Source organism: Roseivirga sp. YIW32 (genome assembly GCF_057219245.1).
Genome location: NZ_JBXVVG010000001.1, coordinates 790,606 through 807,772, shown reverse-complemented (window position 1 = coordinate 807,772; position 17,167 = coordinate 790,606). Strand labels below are relative to the sequence as shown.

Here is a 17,167-nt window from a genome sequence, read left to right as displayed (position 1 = left end):
CCACTCATGAAACAAGAGACGAATTTTGAAGTTTATTTGATAAATTCGCGAAAGAGGAAATAAAAACAATACAAAACCCCGAATACGTCAAATGTCAAACACAGCGCAAGTTAAAATAGACGGTACTAGCTACGAGCTACCCGTTATTGCAGGTACTGAAAAGGAAAAAGCCATCGACATCTCAGCTTTGAGAGGTCAAAGTGGTGTGATTACCATAGATCCTGGATTCAAAAATACCGGTTCAACGAAAAGTGCGATTACTTTTCTTGATGGGGAAAAAGGTATTTTGAGGTACAGAGGCTACTCGATAGAAGACCTGGCTGAAAAGTCTAGCTTTTTGGAAGTCTCCTATTTGTTGATCTACGGAGAACTTCCTTCAGCTGATGAGTTGGCAACTTTTCGTTCACAAATCACCAACCACACCTTGGTGCATGAGGATGTGAAGAAGATTTTGGAAGGATTTCCATCTACTGCACACCCCATGGGCGTCTTGTCTTCTTTGGTTTGTGCCCAAACAGCCTTTTACCCGGAATCATTAGATCCTAACCGATCTTCTGATGAGGTGGACATGAGCATCATTCGACTGATCGCTAAAATGCCAACCTTCGCTGCTTGGTCTTACAAGAATCAAATTGGTCATCCAGTGAATTATCCGGATAACGGCTTGAACTATACGGCAAACTTCTTGAAAATGATGTTTGCTACACCTGCTGAGGAATACGAAGTAGATCCTGTTGTTGCTGATGCTTTGGATAAGCTGTTGATCCTACACGCAGATCATGAGCAAAACTGCTCTACTTCTACCGTCCGAGTAGTCGGTTCATCACATGCCAGCATGTATGCTTCCATTTCTGCAGGAATCAACGCACTTTGGGGGCCTTTGCACGGCGGTGCGAATCAAGCAGTAATTGAGATGCTAGAGAACATCCGTAAAGACGGTGGCGACACGAAAAAATGGATGGCCAAAGCAAAAGACAAGGATGATCCTTTCCGTTTGATGGGCTTCGGACACAGAGTGTACAAGAATTTTGATCCTCGTGCACGCATCATCAAAAAAGCAGCGGATGATGTGTTAGCTAAGCTTGGTGTGAATGACCCGGTGTTAGACATTGCCAAAGGATTGGAAGAAGAAGCCTTGAATGATCCGTACTTCGTAGATCGTAAGCTGCTTTATCCAAACGTGGATTTCTACTCAGGCATCATTTACAGAGCCTTAGGCATTCCTACGGACATGTTCACGGTGATGTTTGCCATGGGAAGACTTCCAGGTTGGATCGCTCAGTGGAAAGAAATGAGAGAGAATAAAGAGCCTATCGGTCGTCCAAGACAGGTGTACACTGGCGCCAACGAGCGACCATATGTGGGCATCGATAAGAGATAAACAACAAATTCAATCAATAAAAAAGGGAGTCAATGACTCCCTTTTTTTATTTTAAAAGAATCTTATTCTGGGCGCCTTTCCTTTAGTTGGTAGTGTATAACTCAGCAAAAATTCATTTGCCCCTCTTCCAAAAATATCCGAATCGTTGTGTAAAAAGTCTGCTGCATAGCCAAACCTGAAATTTTGAATCTGCCATTCAAACATGGCCGATAAACTAGAACCCGGTCGTACACCAAACCCTAAATAAACTTGCTCTTTGTAGATCAAAGAAGCATTGAGATCAACTTGGACTGGAGCGCCACTTGGAACCCTCAGGTTTACGTAAGGTTTGATCTTAAAGTCACTTGCTCCCAAGTCAAAAACATATCCTGCTAAAAGATACAAAGAGCGTTCCTTGGTAAAGGTAATGTCAGAGTTATCCGCAGTAAACTCGTTGATGGTTAGATAGGGCATACTCACACCCAAATAGTGCCGACAGTTTAACGCAAGAGAAATTAGCGATCAACGAAGAGTTTCGCATCGACCCCAGGGTTCGAACAGGTTCCGCTAGCCCTCAAGATTACGCCAAAAGTGGTTATGTGATGGGGCAATTGGCGCCGGTTGAAGACTTCAGTTACGATGACTTCGCCTTGTCTCAAAGCTATTACATGAGCAATGTGAGTCCTCAAAAGCCCGCTTTCAATGAAGGCTTATGGTTAGATTTGGCCCGAAAAACACGAGAATGGGCATTGGCGAATGGTGAGGTACAGGTGGTTTCCGGACCCCTTTTGACAAAAAACCTTTCTGCTATTGGGGAAAATAAAGTCTCAGCCCCTGAGTCGTTCTACAAGATCATTTTGACCATTCAACCATCCAATATCAAGGCAATTGCTTTTCTCGTCCCAAATGACGCCACGGATTTACCTCTTCAACGCTATGAGATCAGCATTGATCGACTTGAAGAGTTCACGGGACTAGACTTTTTCCCTAGTATTCCGGATGATTTAGAAGATTACCTAGAATCAGGCTATACTGCTAAGCAGTGGCAGTACTGAGTTACTTCTTGCAGTACTTGTTGTATGCCTCAGCCGCCTCTTCTGAACCCAAGGCACGGGACCTGGTGAAATCGTCACAGGCTTTTTTCGTTTGATTCAGGCTGATGCGCAAGGCTCCTCGGTACAAATAGGCCTCCTCGTTCTTGTTATTCAGATCGATCACCACATTGTAGTTGCGATTGGCTTGTTTTAAGTTACCCATCTTGTGTAAAGAACGGCCTTTCAATAAATAAGCGGACTCCTCATCGCCATCTACTTTGATCACCTTATCGAAAAAATTGATCGCCTGCTTAAAGTCGGACTTATTGTACCAATATTTTCCCATGCTAAGGTTGGCGTTGATGTTGTCTACATCAATGTCCAGCACTCTAATGAAATCCTCCTTTGCTCGTTCGATCTGGCCTAGTTCTTCGTAGGCTCGTCCTCTGTTGTAGATCGATTTGATATCCTTTGGCTTGGTGACCAAGTACTCGTCATAGGATTTTATGGCTCCCTTAAAGTCCCCTTGGATAAACAAGGCATCGGCATCTCTCGATACTTGTGAAGTACAGGCTGATAACACGGCCAACACGGCGGCAAATAGGAAGCTTTTTCTTAACATGTTCATGTGAACGTAAATATGGCGCAAAGGTATAGGTTCTACTAAGTATTCAAAAAGAAAAAGGAGCCGAAGCTCCTCTTCCCGGACAGGGTGAAAGCCACTGCCCTTCAACACGTATTGTCCTGCAACAGGCCAACAACTCAAAACAACACTTCCTCTTATTTCAAATTGGACTCCAAAATCCTATCGCACTGATTAATAGGTGTTTAGATATTTTTCCCTATGCTTTTATTTCCCAGAATGGGAGAAAAGGTCTCTATTCGAACCCCCTACCTGTTAGGAAACCGTAAAAAATCGTGAGTTAGACTCTGAATGTCTTAGCGAGATGCTAAGACTAGTATTGGAGACGCTAAGACTAGTGGTGAGGTATGATTGATGCTACTTTATCTGGTCTTAGCGTCTCGCTAAGACCGCATCTCTGAACCACAATACAGACCACATAATTCTTCGCAGTGCGCTTTACAAAATGTATTGTTCTTGATATCTTAAAAACAAATCACACACAACATGGGAATGAAGTATCGAATTGCGAGCACAGACCAGTACTACTTTGTCACATTCACTACAATCGGGTGGATAGACCTATTCACTCGGACAGAATACTGCAACATATTCCTTGATTCTATTCGCTATTGTCAAAAGAACAAAGGCTTGCTTGTAGGTGCATGGTGTATCATGAGCAGTCATATCCATTTAATTCTAGGCGTTGAAAAGAATGGGAATCTATCCAATGTAATTCGTGACCTAAAGAGTTACACGTCACGGCATATCCGAAAATTCATAGAAGCAAGTCCTTACGAAAGCAGAAAAAGCTGGCTGCTTGATCTGATGTATCAAGCAGGGGTAAATAAAGTCAACAACAAGGATTTTCAGCTTTGGCAACAGCATAATCATCCAATTGAATTATCGTCTTCTCAATTGACTTTGCAACGGATGGATTATTTACACAACAATCCCGTTGAAGCCGGTTGGGTAGATAAGCCCAGAGATTGGCTTTACAGCAGTGCTCGAGATTATGAGGATGAAAAAGGAATGATTGACATTACTTTTCTTTACTAATGAGCAAGCGGATATTAGCGATGAGTCTTAGCGAGACGCTAAGACTAGTAGTGGGGTCTTAGCGAGACGCTAAGACTAGTGATGCTAAGACTAGCGGTGTACCAATAAATCTACGCTAAACGGCTACGTTGTTCTCTCGCAGGGCTTCGTTTAAGGAGGTTTTTAAATCTGTACTGGCTTTGCGCTGTCCAATGATCAAAGCAGCCGGCACATTGTATTCTCCAGCTGGGAATTTCTTCGCATAACTTCCCGGAATCACCACTGAGCGCTCAGGTACGTAACCGGTGTACTCGACAGGCTTATCTCCTGTCACGTCAATGATCTTTGATGAGGCCGTCAGGGTGACGTTGGCACCTAAAACGGCTTCTTTGCCAATTCTAACACCTTCTACCACGATACAGCGAGAACCAATGAAGGCATTATCTTCGATGATCACTGGTGCCGCTTGTATCGGCTCCAATACACCACCAATGCCTACACCACCGCTCAAATGCACATTTTTCCCTACTTGCGCACAGCTACCAACAGTCGCCCAAGTATCTACCATGGTCCCCTCGTCAACATAAGCACCAATATTCACATAAGAAGGCATCATCACCACACCCTTGCTGATGTAAGCTCCGTAGCGAGCAATGGCATGTGGTACCACGCGGATGCCCTTTTTGGCATAACCCGTTTTCAACATCATTTTGTCGTGAAACTCAAAAGGACCTACCTCAAAGGTTTTCATTTGCTGAATAGGAAAATACAAGATCACCGCCTTTTTGATCCATTCATTGACCTGCCAGCCATTCTCAGTTGGTTCTGCCACCCGCTTGTCGCCATGGTCGAGGTCTTCAATGATGGTCTTTACCGCCAAGACCACATCCTTATCTTGTAAGAGTGAACGATCATCCCAAGCCTTTTCTATGATGTCTTTTAATTCCATTTCAGATTCAGAAAATTTTTATCTTTAATTACGTTTCATGAAAAAGACCAAAGTTGTCATTGCCTCTATCCTCAAGCCTATCGATGACACACGCATGCTCGAAAAGTTTGGTCGTTCATTGGTCGAAACAAGTAAATATGATATAAATATCATAGGCATTGAATCAAAAAATAACCCCATGGCACAAGGGATCGATTTCCATCCACTCAAAAGCTTTCAAAGATTGAGTCTTGCACGTCTGTTGGCACCATGGAAAGTCCTCAGTATATACCTTAAAGTAAAGCCTCAACTATTAATTATTAACACCCATGAATTACTGATAGTTAGTTTCCTTTACAGAATAATATTTGGTGCTAAAATCTACTATGATGTGCGTGAAAACTACGCGAAAAACATCCGCAGCACTCAAGTCTTCCCCTACCTCCTCAGGTGGCCAATTGCCACATGGGTAAGAGCAAAGGAATGGCTTAGCCGCCCCTTCGTTGCTCATTACATCTTAGCAGAAAAGGTCTATGCCAAACAGCTCCCCTTTATTGGACAACGTTTTACCATCGTTGAGAACAAATACGCCCCTCGCCCGGGAGAAAAAACTGCTTACCGAAACCCTGACCCTAAGCAAATCAACCTGGTGTTTACCGGCACCCTAAGCCAAGAAAACGGCCTCTTTGAAGCGATCGAATGGACCAACAAGCTCCACGCACTCGATTCGAGAATACACTTGCGCATTGTGGGCTATTGTGCCATCAGAAGTGAATTAGAAGCCATAAAAGAAGCCATTCTCCAGTTGGACTTCATCGAATTGAATGGTGGAGACCACCTGGTACCGCACCAAGAAATCATCGAAGCCATAGAAAAAGCCGACTTCGGTTTCGTGTTAAAGCGTAATAACAAAGGTACCAATGACGAAAAGCTGTTGACTAGAATTTTTGAATACACCGCTAATCAGCTCCCGATCTTGCTTATTGACAATCCTCACTGGATTGCCTATTGTCAGCAATTTAATGCGGCACTCATTATCTCACCGTCCACCACAGCAGAAGAGGTGTTAGAAGCCATGAAGGAGGGACAATTCTACGACAAGGGAGATCCAAACGAGAGCTTGTGGTCGACCGAAGAAGGTAAACTCCTTTCCATTCTTCTCTAATTTAGATAAGTCTAAATTGATTATTCACCCCACTGAATACTTAGAAAAATGGTTAAATTTGTAGTATTTAAGCTGATTTAATAGTACTAAATATTTTTTTAGGTAAATCTAAAATAGTAAATTTGCACAAATTAAATCCTGTGTTTACCTACGTAGAAGAAAATTACCTAAAGGCAATATTTCATCTTTCCGACCAAGGAAAGCAAAGTGTCAATACCAACGCGATTGCCATTGAGCTCAGCACTACTCCTGCCTCAGTGAGTGACATGATCCGCAAGCTTTCGAAAAAGAAAGCCGTGCACTATGAAAAATACCGTGGCGTGCGGGTTTCCGATAAAGGCAAGGAAGTGGCTTTGCGCGTGATCAGGAAGCATCGTTTATGGGAGGTGTTCTTGGTGCAGAAGCTCAAATTCAAATGGGATGAAGTGCACGAAATTGCCGAACAATTGGAGCACATCAAGTCGCCCCTACTGATCAAGCGGCTCGATGACTTTTTGGGCTTCCCAAAATATGATCCACACGGCGATCCCATTCCCGATGAAGACGGAAACTTCAGTGCCCTCAAAAAGCAAAGCCTCAGTGCTTCTGAGGTAGGTGCAAAAGGTACAGTGATCGGCGTGGACGACTCCAGCTCTGCCTTTTTGAAGTATTTAGACAAGGTGGGTATCTCCATCGGAACAGAGCTGACCATTGTGGATAAAAATGAATTCGATGGATCCTTGGATATCGAAATGCTCGATAAATCCATTACCATCTCACCCGTAGCGGCTGAAAACATATCAATTGTTGTCGAATGATGAACCCAGCACTGCTTAATTTATTGGTTTTTAGTGGATTAGTGTTGCTCGCATGGCTTCTCTATCGCTCCCGTAATGCCAAAACCGTGTTGCAGAGCCAATTAAAAAAACAGAAAACGCTAACGGAAGACATCCTCAAACAGCTTTATCATGTGGAACAAAGCAAGCGCATTGCTACACTCGATAATCTCTCCGGCGCCCTTCAAGTAACCCGTAAGAAGATCCTTCCGGTAGTGGAACGGATGAGTAGATCGAATCTGATCAATTTACGTGATCACCAGATGACCTTGACAGAGGATGGTCGACAATACGCATTGAAGATCATTCGGATTCACCGCCTTTGGGAAAAATACTTAGCCGAGCGCACAGGCCACAAGGCCAGTGAATGGCACGAATTGGCCGAGCGAAAAGAACATGAACTAACTGACGCACAGACAGCGGCCTTAGAAAGCGCCCTGGGCAATCCCCTATTCGACCCACACGGCGACCCTATTCCCAATGAACAAGGTGAGATCAGTCGCGTCAATTGGACGCCTTTACCTTCTTATGCACGTGCAACTCCTGGTAAGATCGCACACTTAGAAGATGAGCCTGAGGTCATATACAAACAGCTGTTAGACAAACGACTGTTTATCGGATCGCACATTGTGGTACTGGAAACGGACAATAACCAAGTCACCTTCCTTTGTGAAGGAGACAAGCACCAATTTTCAACCATCGTTGCCGCCAACATCCATGTAGAACCTTTGAGCGAAGACGAGATCTTTGAAGAAAATGCCGTACGCCTCTCCTCTTTGACTTACGGAGAAACAGCGGAAGTCATCGGTCTCTCCACAGAATGCAGAGGAGCCAATAGAAGAAGACTACTGGACCTGGGGGTATTGCCTGGTACGCGTATAGAAGTGGAGTTAAAAAGCCCTTTACAGGACCCTGTAGCTTACAAAATTCGTAATACATCTATCGCGTTAAGGAACACCTTAGCTGACTTGATCTTGATCACTAAAACGGAAACAAAATGACAACCCCAAGTGCTGCTTGTGACGATTGTGTATTTCATAATGTAAACATCCTGAAGAAATTAGGCATTGATACTTCGAGCATTGATTATGTCGTTGCCTTAGCTGGAAACCCGAACACAGGTAAGAGTACGGTATTCAATGCCCTGACCGGATTGCGACAACACACGGGTAACTGGCCAGGTAAAACCGTGGTACGCGCAGAAGGCGCTTATCAATACGATGAAAAGAAATACAAGATCATTGACTTACCGGGCACCTATTCCCTCCTCTCCACCTCCCAAGATGAAGAAGTAGCTAGGGATTTCATCCTGTTCGGAAAACCCGATGTGACGGTGATCGTTGCCGATGCCACGCGTTTGGAGCTTAATCTGAACCTAGTGCTGCAGATCCTGGAGATCACCACAAAGGCGGTACTTTGCCTGAATCTGGTCGACGAAGCCAAACGACACCATATCAAGATCGATCAGCGCGAATTGGCGAAAAAGCTAGGCATACCCGTGATCGAGACGGTGGCCAGAAGTCAGCAAGGCATACCGGAGTTGCTTTCCACCATCAGCGATGTGGCATCCGGCAAAGTGGTCTGCAAACCGAGAAAGGTTAAAAGCCTTTCCGGTACGATCGAAGATTCAGTGAATCGTTTGAGTAAGGCCATTGAAGAGCAATTTCCCGGTCTTCCCAACAGCAGATGGGTGGCATTTCGCCTGTTAGAGGGTGATGCACGCATCACGGAAGCAGTGAGAAACAATGAATTAGCGGAATTGATATGAGTGAACAGCAGGAAAAGGAATCCATTATCAAATTGGCCAATGAGCTGCGCTGGAAGCTGGGTGATAATTTCCACGACAAACTCACCGAGGGACTTTATGCTGACGCCTCGAAGATCGCATCAACCGCCATTGAAATGCCCGGTAAAGAGAGAAACTATACGCTCGACAGCAAGATCGACCGGATCGTCACAAGCAGGACCTGGGGCTTCCCTATTATGATTGGACTCTTAGGGATCATCTTGTGGCTGACGATCTCAGGCGCAAATTACCCTTCCGGCTTGCTCTTTACCCTGCTGATCGAAACCGTTTACCCCTTATTGAAATCAGCATCCGAAGGAATTGGACTACCCTTTTGGCTCGATGGACTCTTGATCGACGGCATCTACATGGCTGTTGCCTGGGTCGTCTCTGTTATGTTGCCGCCTATGGCCATCTTTTTTCCGCTGTTCACCCTGCTGGAAGACTTTGGCTACTTACCCCGTGTCGCCTTTAACCTTGACGCGCTTTTTAGGCGCTCTGGTGCCCACGGAAAGCAAGCATTGACCATGAGCATGGGTTGGGGCTGTAATGCCGCAGGTGTCGTCGCTACGCGCATCATTGATAGTCCCCGCGAACGATTGATCGCCATCATCACCAATAACTTCTCGCTCTGTAACGGCCGATGGCCCACGCAGATCTTGATCGCTACCATCTTTATCGGGGCTTTGGTACCTCCGGCATTTTCCAATACGATCGCTTCCTTTTCGGTCATTGGCATTGCCCTCTTAGGTGTTGGCTTTATGTTTTTGACCTCTTGGTTATTGTCTCGCACTGTGCTTAAAGGCGAAGTGAGCACCTTTACCTTGGAGCTTCCTCCCTATCGCCCACCTCGTTTTTGGCAAACCATTTACACCTCGCTGATCGATCGGACCTTGATCGTTCTTTGGCGAGCGATCGTTTTTGCTGCTCCGGCCGGGGCAGTGATCTGGCTGATCTCTAACATCAACATCGGAGAACTGACAGTGGCAGATCAAATGATCGACTGGTTGAATCCTTTCGGTTTGTTCCTCGGTTTGAATGGAGTGATCCTTCTGGCCTACATTGTGGCCATTCCGGCCAATGAGATCATTATCCCGACGATATTGATGTTGACCGTGGCCAACTTGAACCTATTGGGCTATGGGAATGGTGACGGCGTCATGTTTGAGTTAGACTCGACCTTAGCGACTACCGATGTGTTGAAAGCTGGTGGCTGGACCACCCTCACAGGCATTAACCTGATGCTGTTCAGTTTGCTCCACAACCCCTGTAGCACAACCATTTATACCATCTATAAGGAAACCAGGAGTATGAAGTGGACAACTGTCGCCAGCATTTTGCCTATCATCATGGGCTTTGTGGTGTGTTTCTTAGTGACCCAGTTCTGGAATTTAATGGGGTAATGGTGCGTAGTGCGTAGTGCGTAGTGCGTAGTGCGTAGTGCGAAAATATTGTTTTTGGAATCGTCATTCCAGAATCTCATTTTGTGTATTGTGATAACGAATAAATGAATGCTCGTTCCCTACTAAGCATTTATTTTCCGGCATGACGTACAGTTTGGAAATAGTTACCGTCGAATCATCCCTTGTAGCTAGCAGCTTGTAGCTTTAGGCTTAACAACTCAACACTTAGCACTTCTTGACCCCAGCCCTAAAGGGTGCCCTTCAGAGTTTAGTGCGGGGTGTCTGAAGCTTGGTGCCTGAAGCTTGAGGCTTGGAGCTTGAGGCTTGTAGCTTTACACTTAACAACTCAACACTTAGCGCTACCTACCCCAGCCCTAAAGGGTGCCCTTCAGAGTTTGGTGCTTGAGGCCTGAAGCTTGAGGCTTGAGGCTTGAGGCCTGAAGCTTGAGGCTTGGAGCTTGAGGCTTGTAGCTTTACACTAAACAACTCAACACTTAGCACTTCTTGACCCCAGCCCTAAAGGGTGCCCTTCAGAGTTTGGTGCTTGAGACTTGGAGCTTGAGGCTTGAGGCTTGAGGCCTGAAGCTTGAGGCTTGTAGCTTTACGCTTAACAACTCAACACTTCCTCTTATATTTGCGTTATGCGAAGCCTCCAGAACAACGAAGACACGATCATTGCACTCGCGACCCCGCAAGGCGTCGGCGCCATTGGCGTGATTCGGCTGAGTGGCCCTGATAGCATACGACTTGTAAATCAAGTGTTTAAGGGAAAAGACCTGGAGAAGCAAGAAAGTCATACGATTCATTTTGGCACAGTCCGAGATGGCGATAAAATCCTCGATGAAGTTTTGATCTCTCTCTTCATTGCGCCTAAATCCTTCACCAAAGAGAATGTCGTCGAGATCTCATGTCACGGCTCCAACTTCATCATCAAGCAGATCATTCAGCTCTTTATTCGCAAGGGGGCCAGACCGGCCAAGCCCGGGGAATTCACCAAGCGCGCTTTTATGAATGGCCAATTTGACCTGGCGCAGGCGGAGGCAGTAGCCGACCTGATCAATGCCGATTCGGAAGCTGCCCATAGTGCAGCCCTCAATCAAATGCGCGGTGGTTTTTCCGGTGAGATCAAGCAGCTGCGCGAAGAACTGATCCATTTCGCCTCCATGATCGAACTGGAACTCGATTTTGGCGAGGAAGACGTCGAGTTCGCCAGTAGAGATGACCTGAAGGCATTGGTCAACAAATTGCTCAAAGTGGTGAACGCCTTGATCCACTCCTTTGACCTGGGCAACGTGATCAAAAATGGTGTTCCTACTGTGATCGCTGGTAAGCCCAATGCCGGAAAGTCTACTCTGCTGAATGCTTTGCTGAACGAGGAAAAAGCCATTGTCTCAGACATTGCAGGCACCACGCGCGACTTTATTGAAGATGAACTCATCATTGGCGGTGTAGCCTTTCGCTTTATCGACACGGCCGGATTACGTGAGACCACCGACACGATTGAGTCGATCGGTGTGGCGCGTTCTTTAGCCAAAATGAAAGAAGCCTCTTTGATCATCTATTTGTTCGATCTGGCAGACCTCGACATTGTGGAGATGAATCAAGAGATCAATCGACTGGAAAACACGGGGGTACCTTTTCTCAAACTTGGCAATAAGTTGGACAAGGTCGATGAATCAACTGTAAACAAGCTGCAGCATCAGCATCCGGACATGCTGTTCCTATCCGCGAAAGATCCTGAACAGGTCGAGATCCTCAAAAACCGAATCCTGGAACTGGTCAACCTCGACAAATTCAAACGCGGTGATACCGTGGTGACCAATATCCGTCATTACGACTCCCTCCTACACACCAAGAATTCCTTAGATGCAGTCATCGAAGGTATTGACAATCAAGTCACCAATGACTTTGTGGCCATGGACATCCGCCAGGCCCTCCACTACCTCGGGGAGATCACCGGAGAGATCACCACGGATGATCTGCTGGCAAATATTTTCAGTAAATTTTGTATCGGAAAGTAACCACCACCAAACAACCAACCATAAAACAGATATTAAACCTGCTTAAACCCTGAAATAAGAGCTTTATCAGTTGTGTAGGATTATGATTTATTTTGATAAACTACACGTTTATTCGGTACATATTTGTACCTTTATTGTACCTCCATGCGACTGGGGTTTAAAAGACAGGGTTTATCCCTTTTTATTTTGCGCTTAATTGCACTTAATGATACTTATTGACATTTAAAGCTATCAAATGAGCAGTAAAATTGAGGTACAACGTATTTGCCAGTATTGTGAGCAGGAATTTACAGCCCGTACAACCGTAACTAAATACTGTTCCCATAAGTGTAGCCAAAGAGCATACAAAGCCCGTAAGCGAGCCGAAACGATAAAGCAGTCAAATACAGAAACCACACGAATTAAGAGCCAACCTATTGAACAACTGAAAGCAAAGGAGTTTTTAACTGTTCGTGAAGTAGCCCAATTATTAAACTGTTCTGTACGCTCAGCATATTACTACATTGAAAGCGGTACCATTTCAGCCGTGAATCTGGGACAAAGAATGACAAGGATAAAGCGTTCTGAAATTGATAAACTGTTTCAAAGCAATAGCCAACCCCAAATAAAAGAAGTTGAACCCATGCACTACGATATTAAAGACTGTTACACCTTAACAGAGGTGCGGGACAAATACAAGGTACCTGAAAGTACTGTACAGCAGTTAATCAAAAGAAACAGCATACCCAAAATAAAAAAAGGTTGGTACGCTTATGTACCGAAACAGATTATTGATGAATTATTGACCTAAAAAAGTTTTTTTTTCAGGCGATCACTTTTTTTACGATTTCCAAAAAGCTTAAAAGATAATGGCAACAAAAGTAAGTTTAAGACAAAAGAAAATAAGTGAGGGGCGTAAAAGCCTTTACCTTGACTTTTATCCACCCATACCACACCCCAAAACAGGCAAGCCAACACGCAGGGACTTTTTAGGGGGGCTAAATGTGTCGGAAATGTTGAGCTTTGCCTACCTCAATTTATTTGGGTCATCTGTTATAGAGCTCTTTAATTGCTTTGTTATTTTAGAATAATCAAAAATAATCAGTCATGCCTAGAGGAGGAAAACGTGAAGGCTCAGGGAGGAAGCCTTTGACAGAAGAGAGTAAAAAGCTTAGAATACTTGACCCTTACATTGATGAAAGTATTCAAACAATTGCGCAGATTCGAGACAGTTCTAGCAATGATAAATTAAGGCTAGAAGCAGCTATTTGGATACTTGAACAATACATGGGTAAAGCAAAACAGAAAACTGATGTAACAAGTGAGGGAGAAAGGATTTCAATCCCAATCAGCTCATGGGTTTGATGATGCAAATACGGAATATCAATTGATGAGTCTGGAAAATATCTCAGCAGAGCATGCTTTGTGCGTTTTAATGAACAATATCTCAAGAATTATTTCTTTAATGAAGGAGCAGCAGTAAGCGAGGTTAGGATTTAAATCTGACTAAAAAAGGGAATTTATCAAGGCATTCCTTCTAACTATTCTGCCAGTTTTCAAGTAAGCCCAAAAAATTCAAAGGTACCACATCAGTTTTAAATAAGCGTATTGCACTTATGATTTGAACCTAAATATTAATTTATACTTATTTTAAAATCCCATGTATAAGCTGTCAAAGCATTACCGCTATTTGAGTATTCATTTTTTTGATAGATACCAAAAAAATGAAGAATATTATTATCGAGATAAGGGTGTAGGTAAGATGGAGTAGGGCCTTCGAAGGTTAAATCCTTTTCTTGATAATAATCGAAAGTGGCATCACCATTATTGAGCCAAATGAGTTTATTAAGTTTGACTCCTATTGAACCTTCAAGATTCCATTGTTCTGGATTTATTCTCAAATCACTTTTATAACCATACCCGTTCAATAAAATGTCATCATACCCATCGTTATTAGCATCGAAGATCTTAAACTCTTGGAAATCCAAATTCTCAAATTCATGTGAGAATTTGGGTGAAAAACTACCATCCCCATCATTTACCCATACTTCAAAGCCTCTTTTCCCATCTTCTCGCGCTACAACTATATCATCTTTATTATCATTATTCAAATCTTTACAGATAATAGAAGTAGCACCTTTACCAAAAGTGTAAAAATTAGGCTCATTACCTTGGAAAGACAATTCAAACTTTCCTGTGGATACATCAAATTTATAAACTCTAATTTCATGGTCATCTGAATCGGGTATGCTTCCGCCACCATAATCTGCGGTAACGATCTCTGCTAAACCATCTTTATCAAAATCATGAAAATCTAATGCAAAAGGCATTGGTCCTTCAAAATTCAGGATGTCATCTCTTCTTTCGAAAGAGCCATCTGACTTTTGTAAAAAAATATTTATACCGCTATGATTTATTCCTGGAGACCCTCCAGCGTCTTGTAAGCCGTCACCATTTAAATCACCTGAAGTAGTCCCATGAAAAAAACCTCTAGTTTCATCTTGATTTACTCTTCTCCAATCTAGGTCACCATTTTGTAAGATTTCTGCAGTCCAAATGTCAGCACCCCACTTAGTAATGTCATCCCCAAACTCATTGCCATCTCCCACAGTGATGAAATTATCTAGGACTTTAAAATTACGCGGGGCCCAAAATTCAGATTCATAATATACTTTGTGAAAACCCCACTTATCATCTACTTTTTTTAATACAATACTAGGAGCAGGCGCAACATCATTAATACTATTGTAATCGAAAATAAACTCCCCATAAATTGTCCCAAAAAACAGAAAAAAATTATCTCCCGAAGGCGATGAGTAATGAGTATAACCTGTAGGATCAGATATTGTAGATTCAATGTATTTTTTATCAGGTATGTTTGGAGCATCAATCACCGTTACATTGCTGTAAAATGTAATATCATCTTCCATTTGTTCCTCAACAACTGGTGCATCAGCATCATCAGCGCATGAGCAGAAAAGTGCGAAAAGAAGGTATTTTGTATATTTGTTCATTTCTATTTTAATTAAAGGAGTGCCTAGTTTAAATTCCATTCATGAGCATATTTTTCCTTCCAATGACTAACTATTGAATATGAAGGATGTGGAATCTATATCAAAATATCTACCAAAAAAAAAAAATAGAAAAAACGACATAAATCAAAAAGATAACAACGTAATTCGAGTAACAACAGATGTTACCTACGTTGATCAAACTCTTGATACACAACCTTTTGGAAGCCTAATAAGACGTTAGAAAGAAACTTTATACCTTATCGTAATGCTTGGCTTTTGATTTCAATTCGTACTCTGATCAATCGATGATAAGAACACTTTTAAAGAACCACTTTGCTACTCACATTAAAAAACTGATCAAGGAAATAGGTACGATTTATAACCAATGGATTGGTGAGTTCAAATACCTTACTAATTTTGAAGCGTCAGGTTATACCATAATATCACACTAGCATACTCAATCTGAAAACGAGTTTTTTTTGGAGGGGGGGGGGCTGCTGATTTCATCTGGTGTAACCTTCCCTTTTATCGAACTGGGTATAAATGTACATTATTCATTTAGTTAAATATTACTTCATCAAAGCAAGCTTGCTTTGATGAAGATTCTGCTTCTGCCTTTAAAGGTGTTATTCCTCCCAGAGCTTCATGTGGTCTATGACCGTTATAATCCTTCACCCATTCTTCTGCTAAAATCCTTACCTGACTAATGTCTTCAAAAAGATGAGCATTCAGGATGTCCTGCCTAAAGGTTCTGTTAAAACGTTCTATAAATCCATTCTGCATCGGTCTTCCCGGCTGGATGTATTGAAGTTCAATTTCTTGTACTCTACACCATTCACTGAGTTCTAATGAAGTAAACTCTGGTCCATTATCTACTCTGATCTTCTCGGGCTTTCCATGTTCTTCAAAAGCTCTTTTAAGTACTTGGATCACTCCCATAGAAGGAAAAGTAAATTCTGCTTCCACAGCCACTGCCTTGCGATTAAAGTCATCCATGATGTTCAACACCCTGAACCTTCTACCAACTCTGGTAATTGGTCAACCGATGGAGTAGGTAAAAGAAATTGGAAAGCAGTAGTACATTCTGTTTCAGATAAATTTCAGCTTGAAGAAATCCCTACAGTAAATCTATTGGAAGCCCAGATAAAAGATTTCGCTGTTAGTCACCCCGGCACAATCGCAGCGAGTAGAGTTTTCATCCCTAATCAAGAACCTATTATTCTCATCTCGCTGTACGGATTATGGCTACGAACGCATGAGAGTACGAAAAGCAATTGGATCTATGCAGATGCATCAGTCCACAGGCTGATATCTGACCTTTCTGCATTTATTGGTTCACAAAAAGACCACAGAATTATTGCATCAGGCGACCTAAACATTTTATACGGTCACGGTGAGCATGGAAGCAATTATTGGAAAGAAAGGTACCAAACCATATTCGACCGAATGGAAGCCATTGATTTGCCTTTCATGGGTCCTAAATTCCCTAATGGAAGACAAGCTTCACCTTGGCCAAAGGAACTTCCTAAAGAAAGTTTGAATGTCCCTACTTTCTACCACAATAGACAAACACCTGAAACAGCTACTAGACAATTAGATTTTGTCTTTGCTTCAAGATCACTAAAAGATAAAATCAAAGTAACTGCCTTAAATAACCCACATGATTGGGGTCCTAGTGATCATTGTATGATTGAAATAGAATTAAATTTACAATTTTAGAAAGTTTATGCTAGTAAAGCTGTCACAATTGAAGCTTTATTGATTCCTCCAGTTTGATTAACTCTTGGTTTGAAATTATCAGTTTCTGTACCTTATTTGTACCTCAAGATTTTAACTAACTGATTATCAATTATAGTTACTTTTTGTATCGGGAAGTAAGTAAGGATGAAAAACCCATTCTGTTCGCTTAAATAAGGTCTACGCAAAAAAGCTATTGCTCTTCTTGAAAACGTATTCCCTAAACGCTCAGTGGTAACTCTGAATGTCAATGAAATCGCCCAGG

17 protein-coding genes are annotated in these 17,167 nt (G+C 42.9%); 12 read left to right on the top strand and 5 right to left on the bottom strand.

Features of this window, described 5'->3' with window-relative positions:
* The first annotated feature begins 91 nt into the window (after nucleotides 1-91).
* On the top strand, nucleotides 92-1,381 hold the full coding sequence (locus AC2D6U_RS03960) for a citrate synthase (RefSeq protein WP_484719644.1): 1,290 nt from the start codon (nucleotides 92-94) through the stop codon (nucleotides 1,379-1,381).
* Between the two features lie 51 nt (nucleotides 1,382-1,432).
* Here the strand turns inward: AC2D6U_RS03960 and AC2D6U_RS03955 are convergent, their stop codons facing one another.
* A complete protein-coding gene (locus tag AC2D6U_RS03955) occupies nucleotides 1,433-1,840 on the bottom strand; it encodes a type IX secretion system membrane protein PorP/SprF (RefSeq protein WP_484719643.1) in 408 nt (135 codons plus the stop codon).
* A 41-nt stretch (nucleotides 1,841-1,881) separates the two neighbouring features.
* Between AC2D6U_RS03955 and AC2D6U_RS03950 the strand changes: the two genes are divergently transcribed.
* On the top strand, nucleotides 1,882-2,415 hold the full coding sequence (locus tag AC2D6U_RS03950) for a DNA/RNA non-specific endonuclease (protein WP_484720578.1): 534 nt from the start codon (nucleotides 1,882-1,884) through the stop codon (nucleotides 2,413-2,415).
* A gap of 1 nt (nucleotide 2,416) precedes the next feature.
* On the opposite strand, the gene AC2D6U_RS03945 is transcribed toward AC2D6U_RS03950, so the two are convergent.
* Entirely contained in the window at nucleotides 2,417-3,016 is a 600-nt protein-coding gene (locus tag AC2D6U_RS03945; protein WP_484719642.1) for a tetratricopeptide repeat protein, read from the bottom strand.
* A gap of 513 nt (nucleotides 3,017-3,529) precedes the next feature.
* Here AC2D6U_RS03945 and AC2D6U_RS03940 point away from each other — a divergent pair.
* A complete protein-coding gene (locus tag AC2D6U_RS03940; protein ID WP_484719641.1) occupies nucleotides 3,530-4,075 on the top strand; it encodes an REP-associated tyrosine transposase in 546 nt (181 codons plus the stop codon).
* 115 nt (nucleotides 4,076-4,190) lie between these two features.
* On the opposite strand, the gene AC2D6U_RS03935 is transcribed toward AC2D6U_RS03940, so the two are convergent.
* Nucleotides 4,191-5,003, bottom strand: coding sequence for a 2,3,4,5-tetrahydropyridine-2,6-dicarboxylate N-succinyltransferase (locus AC2D6U_RS03935; protein WP_484719640.1), 813 nt, complete (start codon nucleotides 5,001-5,003; stop codon nucleotides 4,191-4,193).
* Nucleotides 5,004-5,040: 37 nt separating this feature from the next.
* Here AC2D6U_RS03935 and AC2D6U_RS03930 point away from each other — a divergent pair, with 37 nt between their 5' ends.
* The 8 genes from AC2D6U_RS03930 (at nucleotide 5,041) to AC2D6U_RS03895 (ending at nucleotide 13,516) form a co-directional block, all read left to right on the top strand.
* Nucleotides 5,041-6,147, top strand: coding sequence for a glycosyltransferase family protein (locus AC2D6U_RS03930; RefSeq protein WP_484719639.1), 1,107 nt, complete (start codon nucleotides 5,041-5,043; stop codon nucleotides 6,145-6,147).
* A gap of 122 nt (nucleotides 6,148-6,269) precedes the next feature.
* Nucleotides 6,270-6,944 carry a metal-dependent transcriptional regulator gene (locus AC2D6U_RS03925; RefSeq protein ID WP_484719638.1) on the top strand — a complete coding sequence of 225 codons (675 nt, stop codon included), beginning with the start codon at nucleotides 6,270-6,272 and terminating at the stop codon, nucleotides 6,942-6,944.
* Nucleotides 6,941-7,963 carry a metal-dependent transcriptional regulator gene (locus AC2D6U_RS03920; RefSeq protein ID WP_484719637.1) on the top strand — a complete coding sequence of 341 codons (1,023 nt, stop codon included), beginning with the start codon at nucleotides 6,941-6,943 and terminating at the stop codon, nucleotides 7,961-7,963. Before AC2D6U_RS03925 ends, AC2D6U_RS03920 begins: the two co-directional genes overlap by 4 nt.
* The gene (locus AC2D6U_RS03915; RefSeq protein WP_484719636.1) at nucleotides 7,960-8,730 is read left to right on the top strand and encodes a FeoB small GTPase domain-containing protein; all 771 of its coding nucleotides are present in this window, start codon (nucleotides 7,960-7,962) and stop codon (nucleotides 8,728-8,730) included. The genes AC2D6U_RS03920 and AC2D6U_RS03915 overlap by 4 nt, the downstream gene beginning before the upstream one ends.
* Nucleotides 8,727-10,151 (top strand): nucleoside recognition domain-containing protein, encoded by a 1,425-nt coding sequence (locus tag AC2D6U_RS03910; protein WP_484719635.1) that lies wholly within the window; start codon nucleotides 8,727-8,729, stop codon nucleotides 10,149-10,151. The genes AC2D6U_RS03915 and AC2D6U_RS03910 overlap by 4 nt, the downstream gene beginning before the upstream one ends.
* A gap of 641 nt (nucleotides 10,152-10,792) precedes the next feature.
* On the top strand, nucleotides 10,793-12,172 hold the full coding sequence (mnmE, locus tag AC2D6U_RS03905) for a tRNA uridine-5-carboxymethylaminomethyl(34) synthesis GTPase MnmE (RefSeq protein ID WP_484719634.1): 1,380 nt from the start codon (nucleotides 10,793-10,795) through the stop codon (nucleotides 12,170-12,172).
* A gap of 235 nt (nucleotides 12,173-12,407) precedes the next feature.
* On the top strand, nucleotides 12,408-12,962 hold the full coding sequence (locus AC2D6U_RS03900) for a helix-turn-helix domain-containing protein (protein ID WP_484719633.1): 555 nt from the start codon (nucleotides 12,408-12,410) through the stop codon (nucleotides 12,960-12,962).
* A 296-nt stretch (nucleotides 12,963-13,258) separates the two neighbouring features.
* Complete coding sequence (locus AC2D6U_RS03895) at nucleotides 13,259-13,516, top strand: hypothetical protein (protein ID WP_484719632.1); 258 nt, start codon at nucleotides 13,259-13,261, stop codon at nucleotides 13,514-13,516.
* 269 nt (nucleotides 13,517-13,785) lie between these two features.
* Here AC2D6U_RS03895 and AC2D6U_RS03890 read toward each other — a convergent pair whose 3' ends face one another.
* The gene (locus tag AC2D6U_RS03890; RefSeq protein ID WP_484719631.1) at nucleotides 13,786-15,204 is read right to left on the bottom strand and encodes an FG-GAP repeat domain-containing protein; all 1,419 of its coding nucleotides are present in this window, start codon (nucleotides 15,202-15,204) and stop codon (nucleotides 13,786-13,788) included.
* Nucleotides 15,205-15,723: 519 nt separating this feature from the next.
* Nucleotides 15,724-16,200 carry a transposase gene (locus AC2D6U_RS03885; protein ID WP_484720577.1) on the bottom strand — a complete coding sequence of 159 codons (477 nt, stop codon included), beginning with the start codon at nucleotides 16,198-16,200 and terminating at the stop codon, nucleotides 15,724-15,726.
* A gap of 96 nt (nucleotides 16,201-16,296) precedes the next feature.
* Between AC2D6U_RS03885 and AC2D6U_RS03880 the strand changes: the two genes are divergently transcribed.
* On the top strand, nucleotides 16,297-16,884 hold the full coding sequence (locus AC2D6U_RS03880) for an exonuclease/endonuclease/phosphatase family protein (RefSeq protein ID WP_484719630.1): 588 nt from the start codon (nucleotides 16,297-16,299) through the stop codon (nucleotides 16,882-16,884).
* The last annotated feature ends 283 nt before the right edge of the window (nucleotides 16,885-17,167 follow it).

Bases quoted from the DNA above. Each gene is read 5' to 3' on its own strand.
- AC2D6U_RS03960 (WP_484719644.1), top strand. From the start codon at position 92: ATGTCAAACACAGCGCAAGTTAAAATAGACGGTACTAGCTACGAGCTA.
- AC2D6U_RS03945 (WP_484719642.1), bottom strand. From the start codon at position 3,016: ATGTTAAGAAAAAGCTTCCTATTTGCCGCCGTGTTGGCCGTGTTATCA.
- AC2D6U_RS03940 (WP_484719641.1), top strand. From the start codon at position 3,530: ATGAAGTATCGAATTGCGAGCACAGACCAGTACTACTTTGTCACATTC.
- AC2D6U_RS03935 (WP_484719640.1), bottom strand. From the start codon at position 5,003: ATGGAATTAAAAGACATCATAGAAAAGGCTTGGGATGATCGTTCACTC.
- AC2D6U_RS03930 (WP_484719639.1), top strand. From the start codon at position 5,041: ATGAAAAAGACCAAAGTTGTCATTGCCTCTATCCTCAAGCCTATCGAT.
- AC2D6U_RS03920 (WP_484719637.1), top strand. From the start codon at position 6,941: ATGATGAACCCAGCACTGCTTAATTTATTGGTTTTTAGTGGATTAGTG.
- AC2D6U_RS03915 (WP_484719636.1), top strand. From the start codon at position 7,960: ATGACAACCCCAAGTGCTGCTTGTGACGATTGTGTATTTCATAATGTA.
- AC2D6U_RS03910 (WP_484719635.1), top strand. From the start codon at position 8,727: ATGAGTGAACAGCAGGAAAAGGAATCCATTATCAAATTGGCCAATGAG.
- mnmE (WP_484719634.1), top strand. From the start codon at position 10,793: ATGCGAAGCCTCCAGAACAACGAAGACACGATCATTGCACTCGCGACC.
- AC2D6U_RS03900 (WP_484719633.1), top strand. From the start codon at position 12,408: ATGAGCAGTAAAATTGAGGTACAACGTATTTGCCAGTATTGTGAGCAG.
- AC2D6U_RS03895 (WP_484719632.1), top strand. From the start codon at position 13,259: ATGCCTAGAGGAGGAAAACGTGAAGGCTCAGGGAGGAAGCCTTTGACA.
- AC2D6U_RS03890 (WP_484719631.1), bottom strand. From the start codon at position 15,204: ATGGAATTTAAACTAGGCACTCCTTTAATTAAAATAGAAATGAACAAA.